Genomic DNA, 18,252 nt, shown 5'->3' on the forward strand with positions numbered 1-18,252 from the left:
CCGGTGCCGGTGTCCCCGCTGATCAGGCACTGGCTGCGATGGCTGGTGTTGTCGCGACTGGCGCGGCGATTCAACGAGCGATGCGATCCAGCCAGACTTCCAGCCCCTGCGCATTCAGCTCGATGTCCATGTGCAGCAGTTGCTCCAGTACCACATGCCCCTGGTTCCAGCCGTGCGCATGGGCACGTGCGGCATACAACCCGGTGAGGCCATCGACCAGTCTGGCGTGCCTGTCGGGGCCAGCGTCCGCCTCCAGCGCAAGCGCCACCATGGCGTCGATCTGCACGTGCAGGTCGACAGCCAGCCGGGTGATGTCCTCGATACGACCGAAGTGGGTGGGGTACATGGCCACGGGTTGCAGGGCGAGCAGGCGATCGATGGAGGCATGTAGCTCTTCCGGATCGAACTGCACCGGCGAGGTGGTGGGCAGGATGAACGGCCCCTTCGCGGTATCGAATTCGCGATAGGAAAGGCCAAAGACGTCGCCGGTGAAGCACACATCCGCCTGCTTGTCGTGGATCGCGATGTGGTGCTTGGCGTGACCGGGGGTGTCGAGGCAGTGCAGGGGCCGCCCGGCCAGGCTTGCGATGTACCCATCCTGAGCCTCGACCACGCGCTCGGCGGCCACCGGTCGCAGCCGTCCATATTCCTGTTCCATTACGGCCTCGCCATATACCGCACTGGCGCCGGCCCACAGCACCGAAGGATCGATCATGTGTCGCGCGCCGCGTGGATGCACGAGCAGTTGGGCATTCGGCAACCGCGCGATCAGCTCGCCCGCGCCGCCGGCATGATCCAGATGTACATGGGTAAGGATCAGCCAGTCCACATCGGCAGCGGTGATCCCGGCATCCACCAGTGCAGCCAGCATGCGTGGCACGGAATGGTTGGTGCCGCAGTCGATGAATGCGCCACGGCCGTTCTCGACGATCAGGTACGCCGCATCGAACCGTGGCCGGACGAAACCGGTGTCGATGGTATGGATGCCGTGGATGGCCATGCCTGCCTCGCGATGAGTCTGTTAGACGAGGTTAGCAAGTCGCGCAGGGAGAAGCATTTGCTCCTTGGTCGCCCGGCCTGGCCCGTCCTATCCCGCCTTGCGGAACGTCAGGTTGATGCGGACTCCGCCGAGCGCTTCGTGATACCCAGGCTTGAGCGGCATCACACCGTGGTAGCGCAACCGCGCCGGACCACCCCAGACCACCACGTCGCCATGTGCCAATGGCACGCGGACCTGCGCATCCGTACGCAGCATGCCGCCGAACAGGAACACGGCCGGCATGCCCAGTGAAACCGACACGATCGGTTGTGCGAGATCGAGCTCGTCGCGATCCTGATGCAGGCTCAGCCGCGTACCCGGCTCGTAGCGGTTGATCAGGCAGGCATCCGGCATGAAGCCGACATATCCGGCTCGTGCGGCGGCGCCCGTAGCCAGCTGCAGGAACGTGTCCGGCAATCCCGGCCAGGGGTTGCCGCTGAGCGGGTCGACCGGGTCGTAGCGATAGCCACGACGGTCGCTGACCCAGCCCAGCGGCCCTGTGTTGGTCATGCCTACCGACATGCGGAACCCGCCAGGCGTGATCAGATGACGAAAAGGTGCCTGTGCGACTACCGTGTTCAGCGCCTGCAGCAGCGCAACTTCGTCGGCCAGTGCAAATCCGCGCAGCACCACCGCGCCATCGCACAGCGGTTCGTCCCGGCGCACAGGACTGACGACATGGCCGAACAGGTCCGCCATGTCCATCATGTGGCGTCGTGGAAAACGATGCCGAGGGTGTGCCGCCGGCCTGCACGCACGCGACTCACGCCATGACGCAGATTCACCCGATAAATGCCGCGCGCGCCTTGGACCGGACGGTGATGCACGGCGAAGACCACGGCATCGCCCTGGCGCAACGGTACCACCATCGGCTGCGACTGCATGCGCGGGCGTTGCTCGGTAAGCACGAATTCGCCGCCGCTGAAATCGCGCTCCGGCTCGGACAACAGGAGCGCCACCTGCAACGGAAATGCATGTTCACCGTACAGATCCTGATGCAGGCAGTTGTAGTCGCCTGTGCCGTATTTCAGCAGCAAGGGAGTAGGGCGCTGCTGCCCGGCGGCATGGCAACGTTGGATGAAGGCGGCGTGCGCGTCGGGGTAATCCACGGCAAGTCCCATCGCTGCGTTCCAGCGATTCGCGATCGGCACCAGTCGCGGATAGAGCGCCGTGCGCAGATCGGCTACGGCCGTAGGCAAGGGATAGCGAAAATACTGGTATTCGCCGCGACCGAAGCCATGCCTGCCCATCACGATACGGCTGCGGAAGCACGACTCCCTGGCATACAGACTGGCCAAGGCCTGGCACTCCTGCGGCGACAGCAGGGCCTCGAGTACCGCGCAACCTTGTGCATCGAGTTCGCTGGCGATGCTGGCCCAGTCGAAGACCTGCAAGCGTGCATTGGCATCGGAATCGGGCGTGGCGCACCGCACCGCATTCATCGTGCTGCCTCGCGCTCCAGCAGTGCACGCTTGCGCTCCACCCCCCAGCGGTAACCGGACAAGCCACCGTCGTTGCGCACCACCCGATGACAGGGGATCGCCACCGCAAGCGCATTCGCCGCACAGGCCTGGGCGACTGCACGCACTGCACGCGGCGAGCCGATGCGCGCGGCTACCTCGCTGTAGCTTGCCGTGCTGCCTGCCGGAATCTCGCGCAAGGCCTGCCATACGCGCTGCTGGAACGCGGTGCCGCGGACATCCAGCGGCAACTGGAGACCGATGGCCGGTACCTCGACGAAGCCGACCACCTGCGCCACCAGTTGCTCGAACGCGTGGTCGCCGCCGATCAGGTTGGCCTTCGGGAAGCGATCCTGCAGGTCGCGGGCCAGTGCATCAGGATCGTCGCCCAGCAGGATCGCACAGACGCCACGCACGCTTTGCGCGACCAGGATCGCACCCAGCGAGCATTCGCCGACCGCGAAGCGGATGTCGTGGTCGATGCCGCCTGCGCGGTAACTGGAAGGCGTCATGCCGAGCACTTGGTCGGCTGTTTCGTAGAAGCGGCTGCTGGCGTTGTAGCCGGCATCGAAAATGGCCGTGGTCACGCTGTCGCTGCGGCCCAGCTCGCGACGCACCCGGCGTGCGCGCTGTGCCTGCGCGTATTGCTTCGGTGTCAGCCCGGTGACGGCCTTGAATATGCGATGGAAATGGAACGGGCTCAGGCCGCTGGGCTTCGCCAGCTGTTCGAGCGTGGGCAGTGTCTCGGCACTTTCGATCGATCGACAGGCCACCGTCACCAGCATGGCGTGTTGCTCGCCCAGTGACGGCTGATCGGGGCGGCAGCGCTTGCAGGGACGGAACCCGGCACGCTCCGCTTCGGCGGCATTCGCGTGGAATGCCACATTCTCCGGCCGTGCCGGACGCGCGGCGCAGGACGGGCGGCAATACACACCGGTGGTGCGCACCGAATAATAGAAGGCGCCGTCTGCGCTCGCGTCATGGGCCTGCACCGCGATCCAGCGCGGATCGTTGAGCGTGGCCGCCGCCCGCCGGATGTTTTTCTCGGATGCTTTCATGGCTGATCCTCCCGGGAGATTAACGCGTGGCAGTCAATCTAGCGATGGATGGCATGGGCGACACTCCGGGTCTTGCGCTCGAATTCGTTCAGACTGGGCGTCGGCCGGGGGAGCGGGCCATCGCGCACAGGACGCGGCTTTTGCACGTCATTCCGTTTACCATGACGGACATGGCGGTCCCTCGTATCCACGGCCCGGGGAAGTTCATGAAGACGATTCTGAAGATGTTGATTGCACCGGTGGCCATGGCGTCGCTCTCGGCGTGCACGATTGCCACCAAGGCCTATGTCGATCCGCAGTACCACCAGGCCACCTCGGATGCGATACATCCGCTGGCCCAGCCGATTCCGGTGCAGGTAACGGCTCGATTCCAGACCAACGGCAAGCCGACGCCTGCCGTCGACGCCGAACTGCAGCGGCAGCTCGAACAGGCACTGACGGCCAGCGGCGTATTTTCGCCGGCCACCGGCACCAATGCGGCAGCGCAGATCACTGTCACAGCCAACGACAGCAGCGACCTGGAGGATGCCCGTCACCGTGGCTTCCATACCGGCCTGACGCTGGGCAGTACCGGTTCGATGATCGATGACAACTATGAATTCACGATGGCCTACCGCCATCCCGGCGGCACTGCCTACCAGGCAATCTACAAGCACGCGATCCACACCACTTTCGGCAAGATCAACGGCCCTGCCGGCGCCACGCCGACGACGACAGCGGATGCGTTTCATCACGTCGTCGGCGACGTGGTGATGAATTTCGTCTGGGACTTGCAGAGTCAGGGCCTGATCGGAAAGTAGGCTGCATCACCAGCGCAGCATCAGCTTGCCGATGTGCACGCTGCTTTCCATCAGCGTATGGGCCTTGGCAGCCTCGGCGGCAGGAAACACCTGATGGATCACCGGGCGCAGCCGGCCCGCTTCAAGCAGTGGCCAGACCTTGTCGTGCAGCTGGCGTGCCAGTGCACGCTTGAACGCGACCGGGCGGCCACGCAAGGTTGATCCGGTCAGCGTGAGCCGGCGGCGCATGATCGTCGCGGCGTCGATGCTTGCCTTGCTGCCGCCCAGGGTGGCGATCACGACCAGCCGGCCGCCTTCGGCCAGCGTATCGAGTTCGCGCGGGATGTAGTCGCCGGCAACCATGTCGAGGATCACGTCGACGCCGCGGCCGTCGGTGGCCTGTTTCACCACCGTAACGAAATCCTCCTCGCGATAGTTGATCGCACGCTCGGCGCCGAGCTTCTCGCAGGCAGCGCACTTCTCCGCACTGCCTGCGGTGGCGAACACGCGATGTCCGAGTGCATGCGCCAGCTGGATCGCGGTCACGCCGATACCGCTGGAGCCGCCTTGCACTAGCAGGGTTTCGCGGGGGCCGCCTTCACCGTGGCCGAGCTGGCCACGTTCGAACACGTTGCTCCACACGGTGAAGTAATTTTCCGGCAGCGCCGCCGCCTCGATCATCGAGAATCCCGTCGGCATCGGCAGGCATTGCGCCAGCGGGGCCACGGCGTACTCGGCATAGCCGCCGCCGGCGAGCAGGGCACACACGGCGTCGCCGCGCTTGAGGCTAAACGGGTTGTCGCCGGCCAGGTCACCTTCGACAAGGGTGCCGGCCACTTCCAAGCCTGGCAGATCCGATGCCCCGGGCGGCGGAGCATAGTTGCCCTGTCGCTGGAACACATCCGGTCGGTTTACCCCGGCGGCAGCCACCTTGATCAGCACTTCGCCCGCGCCGGGTTGCGGGATCGGCCGTTGCGTCGGCTGCAATACGTCCGGGCTGCCGGGACGGGCGATCTCGATGGCTTGCATGGAGGGCATGGCGCGGCTTCGCTGTCGTATGGAGGTGACGGTAACTCTGGCGCCAATACGGCCGATATCAAGCAGCGGACGATGCACAGCATCGACCCGAATGTGCTGGAAACGCCCCGATCCGCGACCTGGGTATGCCGCATTGCGCGCGATGGTTGACCAATGGGTGCGCTGGCGATAAACAGGCTGCTGCCTCAGCGCGGAAACGACGTCCATGATGCACACGTTGCTGCTGGTGCTCGACCTGGTCGGCACCTTCGTATTCGCGCTCAGTGGTGCGTTGACCGCGGTACGTCGCCGGCTGGACCTGTTTGGCGTACTGGTGTTGTCGTTTGCGGCCGGCAATGCCGGTGGCATCACCCGCGACGTGCTGATCGGCGCCACGCCACCGTCAGCCATTGCCGACTGGCGCTATCTCGGAGTGTCGGTGCTGGCCGGGGTGATCACTTTCTATCGGTACGAAACGATCGAACGGCTGCGCAATCCGGTGCAGTTGTCCGATGCGGCCGGCCTCGCGTTGTTCGCCGTGGCTGGCGCACAGAAGGCACTGGCCTACGGGCTCAACCCGGCAATGGCAGCGTTGCTGGGCATGCTCACCGGCATCGGCGGCGGCATGCTGCGCGACGTGCTGGTGTCGCAGATTCCCACCGTGCTGCGTGCCGACCTGTATGCCGTGGCCGCGCTGGCCGGTGCGGCCGTGGTGGTCCTGGGCAGTCTGCTGCAACTGCCGCCGATGGCCACCACCTTGGCCGGTGCGGGACTTTGCTTTGGCCTGCGCTACATGGCCATCCGCCATCAATGGCATCTGCCGGTGGCACGTTATGCGGAGAAACCGGATCAGGATTTCCGTCCATAGGTACGGGTCCGTTCCAGTGAATGCCCTGGATCACGCCACCGTATCGACCAGCACCAGCTCGGCATCTTCCAGCGCCTTCACGCGCAACACGGTCTCGTCGCGGATGGCTGCGCCATCGCGGGCGTCGAGTGCCACACCGTTGATTTCCACCCGGCCGGTGGCTGGGACCAGATAAGCGTAGCGGCCCTGGGCCAGGGCATATTCGGTGACTTCGCCCGCCTTGAGGGTGGCGCCGAGCACGCGCGCGTCGGCACGCAGGGGCAGCGCCTCGGCATCCTCCTTGAAGCCGCTGGCCAGCGCCACGAAGCGGCCCGAACGCTCGCCCTTCGGAAACGGTCGGGCACCCCATGCCGGCGGCTGGCCGTGCGCATCGGGGATGATCCAGATCTGGAAGATCCGGGTGGTTTCGTCTTCGAGGTTGTACTCGGCATGGGTGATGCCGCTGCCGGCACTCATCACCTGCACGTCGCCGGCCTCGGTGCGACCTGCATTGCCGAGGTTGTCTTTGTGGCTGATCGCGCCTTCACGGACATAGGTGATGATCTCCATGTCCGCATGCGGGTGCGGCGGAAACCCCGTCTGCGCGGCAATCGTGTCGTCGTTCCATACCCGCAGCGCGCCCCAGCCCATCCGCTGCGGGTCGCGGTAACCGGCAAACGAGAAATGGTGTTTCGCGTTCAGCCAGCCGTGGTCGGCTCCACCCAGGCTGGCGAAGGGTCTGCGTTCAATCATGGTCGTGGCTCCGGTAGCGTGCGCTGCCATATGGTCAGGACACCACGATACGGCCAGTGCAGCGGCGAGCACAGAGGCCAGAATGGAACGGACTGTTGCCGGATCGAACCCTTGGGTGCGCGCCACGCATTCCGGTATTGCGAGAGGCACGGGTCGAGACAGCCACAGCCGAGTCTTGGATACTGCGGGGCAGCGCACATTTTCATGGCACGCAATATGCCAATGTGACGGTGAGGCCATCCAGCATGGGTGGTATGGGTGTACCCGCGCGACATGCGGCGCTTGTGGAGATGGGCGCTACGGTCGCACCGGCGATGAAGGTTGCAGTGTGCAAGTAGCAGTTGATATGAGCGTGCAAGAGGCCGTACCGGCCAGACCCGTCATTGTTTCGATTCCCGCCATCGACCTGATGCTGGGAAATCTGCCCAATGCGCACCGTGCCCCATTGATCGGGCGACGGGGCATCCAGCCCGGTAATGGGCATTCCGCCAAAGTGGCTCGCGCGTCCCTGTTCCGCTTCGTCTACTTCACGGCACCTGGCGAGAACGAGCGGCACTCGGCTTATCACCGGCACCTGGTCATCGCCGAAATCCTGTTTGGCCGCGTGCTGGCCGCGCGTGCGGCAGGTCTTCGCCCGATCGCCCCCACGCTCGACTATGCCGCCGAGGCGCGCGCCACGGTGCGTCCACCGAGAGGCATGTTCCGTGCAGCCACGCTGGAGTATCGCCGCTGGTACGACCCCAGCGGCGCAGCACGAGTGGAGCCGCTGACGCAGGAAGCCTTGACCGTGGAGCTGGTCACCGAGAATGGCCTGCCGCTGGAAGACGCTCGCCACCGCGCGGCTCATCGCTCGCATGCGCTTGCCGCGGTCGACCAGGCTTGGCTGATCGAGCGCCGCCGCGTGCCTCTGGACCGCCGCCCGCTCAACCAGGCAGAGTTCCAGGCCCTGGTGGAGGCCATCGAGGGCGCCTATCGGCTGGCCGTGGGCACCTCGCACGTGGAACGCACCAATCGCCAGATCGCGCTGCGCGCAGCGGCGATGCTGGGCAGTTTGCTGGACGAATTCGTCGCATCGCCTTTCACGGTCGGTGCGCTGGCCCAGGCTTTCAGCGACATCCATCTTGCCCACCTGCGCCGTACGATCGAGAGTTCGCGGCAGGCGGAGTCCGACTCGGGCGTGCTGTTGGCCGGCCCCAAGGCCTGGTTTGCCGCAAAGGCGGCAAGGATGCGGGCCGAACATCAGATCGGTCTGGCCATGTCGCCGGGGACTTTCCCTGCGATACGACTGGCGGCGTATCCGGTGGTTGCTGTCGTGGGCGGCAAGCTGCGTACGTTCGTGGATGGCTGGCGTCGCGGGCGCAGCCGTTCACGCGCAGTCGATGCCATGCCGGCATTTTCAGTCACCGGTTGAGCAAGTTGCTGCGGGGGCGATGTCGTTCCACCCATGTCGCGCCGGCCTGCGCAGGGATTGAGGTTCACTCAGTCGGGCGTGCAAATCGCATTGCCGCAATCGGCCTGCGAGCCGCAAGTTTTCGCGATTGCGCGATGCCTGTTGCGGCTGATGGAGACACCTGAGTACATTCGCTCCCTCAACACTCGGGGGAGCGCTTGTGTATCGCTTGTTGTCGACCATAGCCATCAGCCTGTTGCTGGTGGCCTGCCATCAGCATTCGGCCGACGGCAGAAGCGGCAGCTATTCCGAGGCGACGTTCTCGCCCGGCATCACGGAAGCGGATGTAAACGAACACGTTAAGGTGCTGGCCTCCGCTGCGTTCGAAGGGCGTGCTCCAGGGAGTCGGGGCGAGCAGCGCACCACCGATTACCTGATCCGGCAATTCCAGCGTATCGGCCTGCAACCCGCCAATCACGGCAGCTGGCTGCAGGCCGTGCCGTATGTGCAAGCCACGCTGCAGCATGCCGATCAGGCAAAGCTGGCGATCGATGGCGGCAAGGGCAAATCCGAGCTGGCCTTCGGCAGCGACATGGTGGTCGGCTCGCCGGCGAACCAAGCACATGCCGAGATCAAGGACTCGCCGATCGTCTTCGTCGGCTACGGTGTCGACGAACCCGACCAGCAGTGGAACGATTACGCGGGGCTGGATTTCAAGGGCAAGACCGTCGTGATGCTGGTCAACGATCCCGGCTGGAGCAGCGAGGATCCGATGCTGTTCAAGGGGCGCGAGCTGACCTGGTACGGCCACTGGGCCAGCAAGTTCGAGGCGGCCGCGCGCCGTGGAGCTGCAGCGGCCTTCATCGTGCATGACACGGCAGCGGCGGGCTATCCGTGGAATGTGGTGCAAACCGGCTGGAGTGGACCGCAGTTCAGCCTGCCGACCGGCGAGGATCTCACGCCACACCTGCCGATCGCCGGCTGGCTGACGACCGCCGCCGCGGAAAAACTGTTTGCCGATGCCGGTGCCGATTTCGATGCGCTGAAGCAAGCCGCCGACAGGCGCGGCTTCAAACCCGTCGAACTCGACGCCAAGGCCAGCGTGGCGATCGACAGCACGATCAGCCATGGCCAGTCGAACAACGTGGTCGGCGAGTTGCCCGGCAGCACGCGTCCTTACGACACGATCATCTATTCCACGCACTGGGACCATCTCGGCAAGGACGGCAGCAAGATCTATCACGGTGCCGTGGAGAATGCGTCGGGCGTGGCTGGCCTGTTGAAGATCGCCGAGGCGTTTGCGCATCGCAAGCCCAAGCCGTCGCGCACCATCCTGTTCCTGGCGCTGACGATGGAGGAGTCGGGCCTGCTTGGCTCGCACTATTACGTCAACCATCCGCTGGTGCCGCTGGATCTGACCGTGGCCGATATCGATGTGGATGCGTTGACGGTCATCGGGCCCAGCCACGATATCGCGGTCATCGGCTACGGCCAGTCGCAGCTCGACGGATATCTCGTCGAAGCAGCGCGGACGCAGGGGCGCGCCTTGACGCCGGACAAGGTGCCGACCAGGGGTTTCTTCGCCCGCTCGGAGCAGTTCAATTTCGCCAAGGCCGGCGTGCCGGTGCTGTATGCACGCTCGGGCCTGGACCTGCTCCACGGTGGCGTGCCCGCGGGCCGCAAAGCCTACGACGACTACATCGCGAACTGCTATCACCAGCCCAGCGACGTTTTCGATCCGAACTGGGACCTCAGCGGCATGGTGCAGGACCTGCGGTTGCTCTACATGGTCGGCAGCAAGCTCGCCAAGGGGGACACCCCGTTCCCGCGCTGGAACCCGGACAGCGATTTCACGCGCCCGGGCACGGAAGCGAAGTGATCCGGTTGACGGATGACAGTGGCGTCGCTCGGGCTCACCAGTCGGTGGGTCGATAGTCCTTCAGGAACTGTCCCCACACATGCGTGCCCGTGTTGATGCCGCTGATGATCGGATCGACGATGCGCGCGGCGCCATCGACGATATCCAGCGGCGGGTGGAAGCGCTCCTCGGCGACCTTGCGCGCGGCCAGTGCCGCCGGATCTTCGTCGGTCACCCAGCCGGTGTCGACGCTGTTCATGTGGATGCCGTCGTTGTGGTAATCGGTGGCCGAGGTGCGCGTCATCATGTTCAGCGCGGCCTTGGCCATGTTGGTGTGCGGATGCCGCGTGGTCTTGAAGTTGCGGTAGAACTGGCCTTCCATCGCCGACACGTTGACGATGTGCTTGTCGCGTTCGGGCGTGCGCAGCATCAGCGGCTTCAGCCGCGCGTTGATGATGAACGGCGCGATCGCGTTGACCAGCTGCACCTCCAGCAATTCCACCGACGGCACCTCGGCCATCAGCAGCCGCCATGAATTGCGCTCGCGCAGGTCGACCTGCTGCAGATCCTGATCGAGCCGGCCTTCGGGGAACAGGTGGCTTTGTGCGAGCAATTCTTCCGGCAGCAGCGGCAGCTGCGACAGCTCGGCGGCACGGGTCAGGCCGGGCACCTGCGAGTCACGGCTTGCGAGTGTCAGCGCCGACGGATCGGCTTCCGGCAGGATGTGCGAGCTGCGCAAGCCCTCGTAGTGGCCGACCAGCCTGCGCACGTGTGCCGGCATGTCGTGCAGCGCGGCGGTCTCGCCTTCCATCATGTGCGCGTAGAAATCCGGCGGCCGGCGCACGGTCTGGCAGGCGTTGTTGATGATGAAATCCAGCCGCGGTCGCGTGGCGACCAGCTCCTGGCAGAACGCCTCGACGCTCGGCGTATGGCGCAGGTCGAGTCCGTACACCTGCAGGCGATGGCCCCATTCGGCGAAGTCCGGCTCCTGCGCATAGCGCGCCGCCGAGTCGCGCGGAAAGCGCGTGGTGACGATCAGTTCCGCACCGGCGCGCAACAGCTTCAGGCCGGCCTGGTAACCGATCTTGACCCGGCCGCCCGTGAGCAGCGCGACGCGCCCGCGCAGGTCGGTCAGCTCGGTGCGCTTGGCGTAGTTGAACGCGGCGCAGCTCGGGCACAGCTGGTCGTAGAAGAAATGGATCGTCGAATACTTCTGCTTGCACACATAGCAGTGCTTCGGCTCGATCGATTCGCGCGGCTGCGCGGCGTCGGCCTCGGGGTGGATGTCGTGCGGCTCGAAACCCAGCGGCGCATGCACATTCGGCGTGGTGAACACCGGCCGGCGGCGCAGCTCGCGGATGCCGGTGCGGTTGAGCACCGCGTCCTCGGCCTGGATCTTGGACGCATGCCGAGCCTTCTCGGCCGCCTTCAGCTTGATCCGGCGCGCACCCGGATCGGGGTGGTACATCTGCGCTACCGCCTGATGCAGGCGCTGGCGATCAGCCGCCGGCAGCCGATCGAGCAATTGCCGGTCGGCGGCGACCGATTCCAGCAGCTCGGCTGCAGCGCGCAGACGGGCGAGCATGGTCGCATCCGCGTCGTCGGGCAAGGGCGGGTGTGCCGTCGTGGTGGTCAAGTCGGAGTCCGTCGTAGATAGAGGCGTTGGTGCACATCCAGTTCATGTCGTGGACAGGGGATGCACATCGCGAACTGCGTATTTTGCCTGTTTTCTGGCAGTCTTCGCAGTTTCGCGTCATCTCCACGGTTGCCGCAGCAGTGCCGGGCCAGCCTGCGACGGGTTTGCCGGGTCGGGGCAGGCCACGGGATCGTGTTCACATGCAGGACATCTCAAAGCCATAAGACTGCATGGTTTGAGCGACGGGAGCAGCGGTGCGATACGGAAAATTCGAAAACACGGCCCGCGGGAGCCGATCGCGCCCGCAGGTCGCGTGGTGTGGCTTGTTGCTGGCCATCGGCATTGCCGTGGCGGGCGTGGCCCATGGCCTCGGCTCAGGCGCCAATCGTGGCGCACGGACGGAGCAGTTGTCCTTCCAGGTCAACGACGACCGCATGACGGTCTCGGTGGCAGGGCGGCCGCAGGTGTACCTGTATGGCGTGATCGATGCCGATGCACCGCAACGGTTCGAGGCGCTGGTGCGGTCGGGCAAGATTCCGGCCGGGTCCGACATCTACCTGAATTCCCCGAGTGGGGATCTGGCCGCCGGACTGGCGCTCGGGCGGTTGTTCCGCGCGAGCTCGATGGCGACGCATCTGGGCACGCCGCGCCGTACCGGGCGTGCCGGATACCAGGGCATCAAGGCGGCCTTCTGCACCGGAGCCTGCGCCTATGCCTATTTCGGCGGCCTTTACCGGTGGGCGCCCACCGGCAACGATCACATCGGTCTGACCCGCGACCACGTCCAGGCGGCGACATCATCCGGCTCACCCCTGGCCGAGCCGGCTGCCGGCGAGCTGGATGCGTACCTGAAGGACATGGGTATTGAGCCAGGCAGGCTCGCAGCGATGCTGACGTCAGCGGCCGACTCCCCGGTCTGGCTGAGCGCGGACCAGATGACGGCGAGCGGACTGGCCAACAATGGCCGGCTCCCACTCACCGCGAAAACCGTGCTGCTGCCCCCGATGCCATCGCTGGAACTCGACCAGGACGACCGTTCCGGCAGCCATCGGCTCGTGCTGCAATGCCGGCCGGGCAACGTGACGCTCACCGCGTACGACTTTGTGGGCAAGACGCGCGCGAGGGAGATCGTGTCGCGTGCGACGAGATCGTATTTCGAGGTCAACCAGCAGGAGGTGCTGACCGAGCAACACGACGGTGCCAGCGTCGTGGATGGTGCGGTCGTGATAACCCGGCCGTATCCGCCGACCGAACTGGTGGACCTGCTCTCCGCGCAAACCATCGGTGCCTGGGTCGGTGGCCGCACCAGCGCCTTCCGCGACGGCTTTGCCATCAAGCTCTATCCGGCCAGGGACGCCATCAAGGACTACTACGAGGCCTGCTGGCGGGTCGCGCCATGGCCTGCCAGGCAGAAGACGGCCAAGCATGGCTGAGGCCCGGTCATACGTCGCCGTGTTCGAAACGACACGGCGATTGGATATGCCTGGGCTAGCTTCTTCGATGCCCGCTCAACTCATGCCCGGCGTCATGCGCAAACCCGAAATGCCAGTACGTCGAACTCAGCGAGATCGCGGTGACGATCAGGAAGGCGAGCGAGAAATCGTGCAACTGCGGTTCGCTGTGCTGGCCCGCGGCCATGCTGAGCTTGAGGATCAGCGCGCCGCTGCACACGCCCACCGAGAGCATCAGTTGCTGCAGGGTGGTGTAGAAGCCGTTGGCTGAACTCATGCGCGCCGCCGGCACGGCCTCGTACGCCACCGTGTTGTAGGCCGCAAACTGGAACGACATGAAGGCGCCGCAGCACATCAGCAGGCCGAACATCACCGCAAACGGCCAGTCAGGCCGGAACAACGCGCACACCGCATAGCCCAGGCTGGCCAGGATGCCGTTGAACAGCATCCCGCGGCGAAAACCGACCCGGCGCAGGATGCGCGGCGTCACGGTGCGCGTCAGTACCGCGCCCAGCGACGTGGCCAGGATCAGCTGGCCACTGCGCAGCGCGGACAGGCCGAAGCCGATCTGGAACATCAGCGGCAGCAGGAAGGGCTGCGCGCCCTGGGTCACCCGCATCAGCGAGCCCGAGATCACCGACAACCGGAACGAGTCGATCTTCAGCAGGGACAGATCCAGCAGCGGAGCCGCGCGATGCTTCGCGTGCCACAGATACCCGAGGCAGGCCGCGCTGCCCACGGCCAGCAAGGCCAATGCGTGGCCCAGGTCGGCGTTCTGCCCGATCTGCTCGAAGCCGAACAGCAGGCAACCCAGGCCGATTCCGCACAGCGCAAAGCCGCGCAGGTCGAAGCGTGCCGGCTGCGCCGCACGCGGAATCTCCGGAATGAACCGGCGCACCAGCCAGAAGCCGAGCAGGCCGATCGGCACATTGATGTAGAAGATCCAGCGCCAGTCCAGGTAGGTGACGATGAAGCCGCCCAGCGGTGGCCCGATCATCGGACCGAGAAACGCGGGCACCAGGCTCCACGACATCGCCGATACCAGGTTGCGCCGTTCCACCGTGCTCAGCAGGATCAAGCGGCCGATCGGCGCCATCATCGCGCCGCCCGCCCCCTGCAGCAGGCGTGCAGCCACCATCGTCGGCAGGCTGTGGGCCAGCGAGCACAGGATCGAGCCGAACACGAACACGCCGATCGCGGCGCCATACACCCGCTTGCTGCCGTAGCGGTCGGCCACCGCGCCGCTGACCGGGATCAGGATCGCCAGCGCCAGCAGGTAGATGGTCATCGCGATGCTCATCGCCGGCGCCGTGACGTGGAAATCGCGCGCCATGGCAGGCAGCGCGGTGGCCAGTACGGTGGCGTCCAGCTGTTCCATGAAAATGGCGCAGGCCACGATCAGGGAGGTCACGCGGTAGTCGGGAAATGCCGGTTGGGGCAACGCTGGCTGGGGTAGGGCCGTTGCGTCCGCCGTTTCCTCGATGTTCGACAAGCTCACGAAGCAGTTTCCTGGAACACGCACCCCTTCCGACACCCGTCTGACCGGCCGAAGTACGGGTGCTGTGGGCAGCAATGCGCGGGGTTGTGCATTGCAACATGCGAATTATTCGCTTCTATCCAGCGGACAGCAAGGGCAGGAGGTCACGCCTGCGTTGTTCCGTCGTTCGCGCCGCACTCGCCGGGCGTCGTGTTGCCGTTCGCGGCGACTGCAGGCAAGGTTGCGGTCATGCAGACCGACATGACGCTCCCTTCCTCCAACCCCGATGTTGCCTTGCTGGAGATCGACCAGGCCAGCGTCATGCAGGGCGATCGGCTGGTGCTCGACCGGCTGAGCCTGCGCATTGCCGCGCGTCAGCACACCGCCATCCTGGGCGCCAATGGCTCGGGCAAGTCGACGCTGGTGAAACTGGTCGCGCGCCAGCTTTATCCACTCGCATGCAGCGACGGCAGCGGCGCTGTGCGCATCTTCGGCCGCGACCGCTGGCCGGTGTCGGAGCTGCGCAGCCTGCTCGGCATCGTGTCGCCGGCCGTGCAACTGGACTACACCAGCGACACGCCGGTGGAAGTCTTCGATGCCGTGGTGTCGGGGTTCTTTGCCGCCCGCGGCGTGGCACGAAGTCACCACGTCACGGACGCCATGCGCGAACGTGCACGCGAGGCGCTGGCCCACGTCGATGCAATGCATCTGGTGGGCCGCCCCATGGCCAGCCTGTCCACCGGCGAGGCGCGGCGCGTGCTGATCGCACGTGCATTGGTGCATCGTCCGCGCGCGCTGCTGTTGGACGAGCCCTGTGCCGGGCTGGACATGGCCAGCCGCCGGCACTTCCTGGAAAGCCTGCGCGAACTGGCATGCACCGGCACCACGCTGCTGCTGGTCACCCATCACGTCGAGGAAATCCTGCCGGAGATCGACCATGTGGTACTGCTGCGCGATGGCCAGATGCTGCAGCAGGGCAGCAAGGCCGAAACCCTTACCGATGCCGCGCTGTCCAGCACGTTCGGCATGCCGGTGCGGGTCAGCCGGCATGGCGATTACTACGCGGCGACGTTGGGCTGAGTGCCGGCGCAGGCGTTTGCCGCGGTGCGTTGGGCAGGCGATAAATGGCCCTCGTTCCTAGCTTGCCAATGGGGGTGAACCGGGGCTGCTCGATGCGTGCCGGCACGTCCGGGCCAACCAGACCTGCCTTGGCCCGAGGACATGCAAGACTGATTGCATCGGCACTGATTGCATCGGCATGATCGCGCTGCAGTATTCTGGCAAAGGTTTCGAGGGGAGCGGGAACCATGCATGGCAGGGTGATCGCAGCGACCAACATAGGTGTCGCCGCTGCAGCCTGTGGCAAAGCGCAGACTGCACTCTGGCTGCACAGGCCGACGCACGGACCCGGCGGTTGCTGCTTCGCACATGAACGGGGATGGATCAGGGTGCAGTTCCAGGAAAATCGACTCTGATCCCTGTTTTCACTGAACAGACAGGGAGTTGGATATGCCGACACAGCAGGTCATCGACACATTGCTGGCCGCCTACGGGTGGAACGGCAAGCCCGCCGACCATATCGTCAACATGCCGGGCCACGGGCTGGCCGGCATCGCCAACAAGACGACCCTCTGGCACAACCTCAACGCCAACCTGTGGCGCTATGCGCGGGCCAACAACTGGGTCTGGATCGACACGGCAGGCAACAACGGTTCGACCAGCCACAGCGGCCCGATTGCGCCAGGCAAACCTCCCGCCATTCCCGGCGCAGGCACCGGCGGCATCCCCTTGCTGGACGGCACCAACCACGCCAAGTCGTGCAACTGCGGCATCTTCAACACGGTGGCGCGGCAGCTCGCCTGGCACATCCTCGGCTTCAAGGACACCGAGGTGGTCAATGCGTCCACCGACAAGACCTTCGTGACGTTGCCGGGATCGTCCACCTTCGACGTGGCCTGGACGGGCAACGTGCGGACCGTGACGCATGACTTCGGCACGATCCAGGCGCTGAAGTTCACCAACCACTCCTTCAGCAAGGGCCCCGACGGCAATTTCACCGATGCCACCTGCAACGTCCCCAGTTTCGGGAACAAGACCGACATCATGTGGTTCGACCTGAAACGTGCGAAGAGCACGATCCTTGTCGACAGGGCCGATCACGCGGGCTGGCTGGTCGTCGATACCGTCTACAACAGCCCGGATCGCCTGCCGGCCGGCGGACCGCCGTACTACCTGATCGCCGCCTCTCAGCTGAAGGCGAAAAGAGGGTTGTTCCCGCTGGGCGGCCCAGGCCTGACGCAAACCATGATCAACGCGGTGAGCGACCAGTGCGCCACCTGCGTGGCATGGCCCAACTGGTGGCTGTTGACCCCCGGCGACCTGCCGGTCGAGTTCAAGAACTGGGCGCGGTATTTCCTGCCGATACCGGGTTACAGCTCGGGAGTCTGACGAATCCGGTGCGGGTGGGATGAGCACGGCGCAAGCGAGGCCGCATGTGGTGATGCTCGGTGGCGGCTTCGGTGGCCTGTGGGCGACGCGGGCGCTGCGTTCGGCACCGGTGCGCATCACCCTGGTGGATCGCACCAACCATCATCTGTTCCAGCCGTTGCTGTATCAGGTGGCCACCGCCGGATTGTCGGGGCCGGATATCGCGGCGCCGCTGCGTCATATCCTGCGCGAACAGCGCAATGTCACTGTCCTCATGGACGAGGCCCGCTCGCTGGTAAGGGGACGGTGGTAAGGGGACACGGTGGTACGGTGGTAAGGGGACGGAGGAAATTAAGAAGCCTACGCTGCCCGTGGCTCCACCCGGCGCATGATCTCCTTACGAGTGGGCAGCGTCTTGAGGTCGTACATGGCCTGCAGGTTCAGCCATGACACGGCGTCGCCGCCGAAGTAGCGGGCCAGGCGTTCGGCAGTGTCGGCGCTGATGCCGCGCCGCTCGTTGACGATTTCGTGGATGCGTGTGGCCGGTACGCTGAGCGCGACGGCCAGTGCGTTGGCACTTATGTCCAGCGGCGCTAGATAGTCCTCGCGCAGAATTTCGCCGGGGTGGACGGGACGCATCCGATTGACAGGTGGATTCATGGCGGTTCTCAGTGGTAGTCCACAATTTCGACGTATTCCGGGCCGGCTGCTGTCCAGACGAAACACACGCGCCACTGCCGATTGACGCGGATGCTGTATTGGCCGGCGCGATCGTGTTTCAGCACTTCCAACTGGTTGCCCGGCGGCGAGCGTAGGAACTCCAGCGTATGCGCGGCGTCGAGTTGGGACAGTTTGCGGATGGCCGCGTCCTTGATGGCGCGGAATCGCCGCGGATCGCCGCCCTCGAACAACGCCTGCGTATCCTTGCAGTGGAAGCTCCGTATCATGGGGCGAGAGTATTACGTTCAGCGTAATACGTCAAAGAGGTTGCAGCAGGCCGTAACGAGCAACGGCGCCGCATTGCTGCGCCGCCGTTGTTGTTTCGCCTTGAGGTTGGCTT

The 18,252-nt window shown here is 65.2% G+C and carries 17 protein-coding genes and 1 pseudogene; 8 read left to right on the forward strand and 10 right to left on the reverse strand.

The window, feature by feature from the left end:
- Positions 1–70 precede the first annotated feature (70 nt).
- The 4 genes from B0E46_RS07490 to ada all read right to left on the reverse strand — a co-directional run bounded on the left by B0E46_RS07490 (position 71) and on the right by ada (position 3,557).
- Positions 71–1,000, reverse strand: coding sequence for an MBL fold metallo-hydrolase (locus B0E46_RS07490; RefSeq protein ID WP_077555148.1), 930 nt, complete (start codon positions 998–1,000; stop codon positions 71–73).
- Positions 1,001–1,087: 87 nt separating this feature from the next.
- The gene (gene alkB, locus B0E46_RS07495; RefSeq protein WP_254425080.1) at positions 1,088–1,747 is read right to left on the reverse strand and encodes a DNA oxidative demethylase AlkB; all 660 of its coding nucleotides are present in this window, start codon (positions 1,745–1,747) and stop codon (positions 1,088–1,090) included.
- Positions 1,744–2,481 carry a 2OG-Fe(II) oxygenase gene (locus B0E46_RS07500; protein WP_077555150.1) on the reverse strand — a complete coding sequence of 246 codons (738 nt, stop codon included), beginning with the start codon at positions 2,479–2,481 and terminating at the stop codon, positions 1,744–1,746. Before B0E46_RS07500 ends, alkB begins: the two co-directional genes overlap by 4 nt.
- Positions 2,478–3,557 (reverse strand): bifunctional DNA-binding transcriptional regulator/O6-methylguanine-DNA methyltransferase Ada, encoded by a 1,080-nt coding sequence (ada, locus tag B0E46_RS07505; protein WP_077555151.1) that lies wholly within the window; start codon positions 3,555–3,557, stop codon positions 2,478–2,480. The genes B0E46_RS07500 and ada overlap by 4 nt, the downstream gene beginning before the upstream one ends.
- A gap of 53 nt (positions 3,558–3,610) precedes the next feature.
- Between ada and B0E46_RS07510 the strand changes: the two genes are divergently transcribed.
- The gene (locus B0E46_RS07510) at positions 3,611–4,357 is read left to right on the forward strand and encodes a hypothetical protein (RefSeq protein ID WP_139350459.1); all 747 of its coding nucleotides are present in this window, start codon (positions 3,611–3,613) and stop codon (positions 4,355–4,357) included.
- Positions 4,358–4,363: 6 nt separating this feature from the next.
- Here B0E46_RS07510 and B0E46_RS07515 read toward each other — a convergent pair whose 3' ends face one another.
- Positions 4,364–5,365, reverse strand: a complete 1,002-nt coding sequence (locus B0E46_RS07515) for an NAD(P)H-quinone oxidoreductase (RefSeq protein ID WP_077555153.1) — start codon at positions 5,363–5,365, stop codon at positions 4,364–4,366.
- Between the two features lie 217 nt (positions 5,366–5,582).
- Here B0E46_RS07515 and B0E46_RS07520 point away from each other — a divergent pair, with 217 nt between their 5' ends.
- Positions 5,583–6,221, forward strand: a complete 639-nt coding sequence (locus B0E46_RS07520) for a trimeric intracellular cation channel family protein (RefSeq protein ID WP_077555229.1) — start codon at positions 5,583–5,585, stop codon at positions 6,219–6,221.
- 30 nt (positions 6,222–6,251) lie between these two features.
- Here the strand turns inward: B0E46_RS07520 and B0E46_RS07525 are convergent, their stop codons facing one another.
- Positions 6,252–6,953 (reverse strand): pirin family protein, encoded by a 702-nt coding sequence (locus B0E46_RS07525; protein WP_077555154.1) that lies wholly within the window; start codon positions 6,951–6,953, stop codon positions 6,252–6,254.
- Between the two features lie 346 nt (positions 6,954–7,299).
- Here B0E46_RS07525 and B0E46_RS07530 point away from each other — a divergent pair, with 346 nt between their 5' ends.
- Entirely contained in the window at positions 7,300–8,364 is a 1,065-nt protein-coding gene (locus B0E46_RS07530) for a hypothetical protein (protein WP_254425081.1), read from the forward strand.
- Positions 8,365–8,563: 199 nt separating this feature from the next.
- Positions 8,564–10,222: a M28 family peptidase gene (locus B0E46_RS07535; protein ID WP_077555155.1), complete on the forward strand. Its 1,659-nt coding sequence runs from the start codon at positions 8,564–8,566 to the stop codon at positions 10,220–10,222.
- 34 nt (positions 10,223–10,256) lie between these two features.
- Here the strand turns inward: B0E46_RS07535 and B0E46_RS07540 are convergent, their stop codons facing one another.
- Positions 10,257–11,786 (reverse strand): SDR family oxidoreductase, encoded by a 1,530-nt coding sequence (locus B0E46_RS07540; RefSeq protein ID WP_139350467.1) that lies wholly within the window; start codon positions 11,784–11,786, stop codon positions 10,257–10,259.
- Positions 11,787–12,163: 377 nt separating this feature from the next.
- Between B0E46_RS07540 and B0E46_RS07545 the strand changes: the two genes are divergently transcribed.
- Complete coding sequence (locus B0E46_RS07545) at positions 12,164–13,270, forward strand: hypothetical protein (protein ID WP_254425082.1); 1,107 nt, start codon at positions 12,164–12,166, stop codon at positions 13,268–13,270.
- Positions 13,271–13,325: 55 nt separating this feature from the next.
- Here B0E46_RS07545 and B0E46_RS07550 read toward each other — a convergent pair whose 3' ends face one another.
- The gene (locus B0E46_RS07550; protein ID WP_254425086.1) at positions 13,326–14,729 is read right to left on the reverse strand and encodes an MDR family MFS transporter; all 1,404 of its coding nucleotides are present in this window, start codon (positions 14,727–14,729) and stop codon (positions 13,326–13,328) included.
- Positions 14,730–15,026: 297 nt separating this feature from the next.
- Between B0E46_RS07550 and B0E46_RS07555 the strand changes: the two genes are divergently transcribed.
- The 3 genes and pseudogenes from B0E46_RS07555 to B0E46_RS07565 all read left to right on the forward strand — a co-directional run.
- A complete protein-coding gene (locus B0E46_RS07555; protein ID WP_077555232.1) occupies positions 15,027–15,845 on the forward strand; it encodes an ATP-binding cassette domain-containing protein in 819 nt (272 codons plus the stop codon).
- Positions 15,846–16,274: 429 nt separating this feature from the next.
- Positions 16,275–17,213 carry a hypothetical protein gene (locus tag B0E46_RS07560; RefSeq protein WP_077555158.1) on the forward strand — a complete coding sequence of 313 codons (939 nt, stop codon included), beginning with the start codon at positions 16,275–16,277 and terminating at the stop codon, positions 17,211–17,213.
- Between the two features lie 19 nt (positions 17,214–17,232).
- Positions 17,233–17,469 (forward strand): annotated as a pseudogene (locus B0E46_RS07565) (FAD-dependent oxidoreductase); the annotation flags it as partial.
- 83 nt (positions 17,470–17,552) lie between these two features.
- On the opposite strand, the gene B0E46_RS07570 reads toward B0E46_RS07565, so the two are convergent.
- Positions 17,553–17,852 carry a HigA family addiction module antitoxin gene (locus B0E46_RS07570; RefSeq protein WP_077555160.1) on the reverse strand — a complete coding sequence of 100 codons (300 nt, stop codon included), beginning with the start codon at positions 17,850–17,852 and terminating at the stop codon, positions 17,553–17,555.
- Between the two features lie 8 nt (positions 17,853–17,860).
- Positions 17,861–18,139, reverse strand: coding sequence for a type II toxin-antitoxin system RelE/ParE family toxin (locus B0E46_RS07575; protein ID WP_077555161.1), 279 nt, complete (start codon positions 18,137–18,139; stop codon positions 17,861–17,863).
- Positions 18,140–18,252: the final 113 nt, after the last annotated feature.

Origin of the sequence: Rhodanobacter sp. B04 (assembly GCF_002001125.1) — a bacterium.
Taxonomy (GTDB): Bacteria; Pseudomonadota; Gammaproteobacteria; order Xanthomonadales; family Rhodanobacteraceae; genus Rhodanobacter.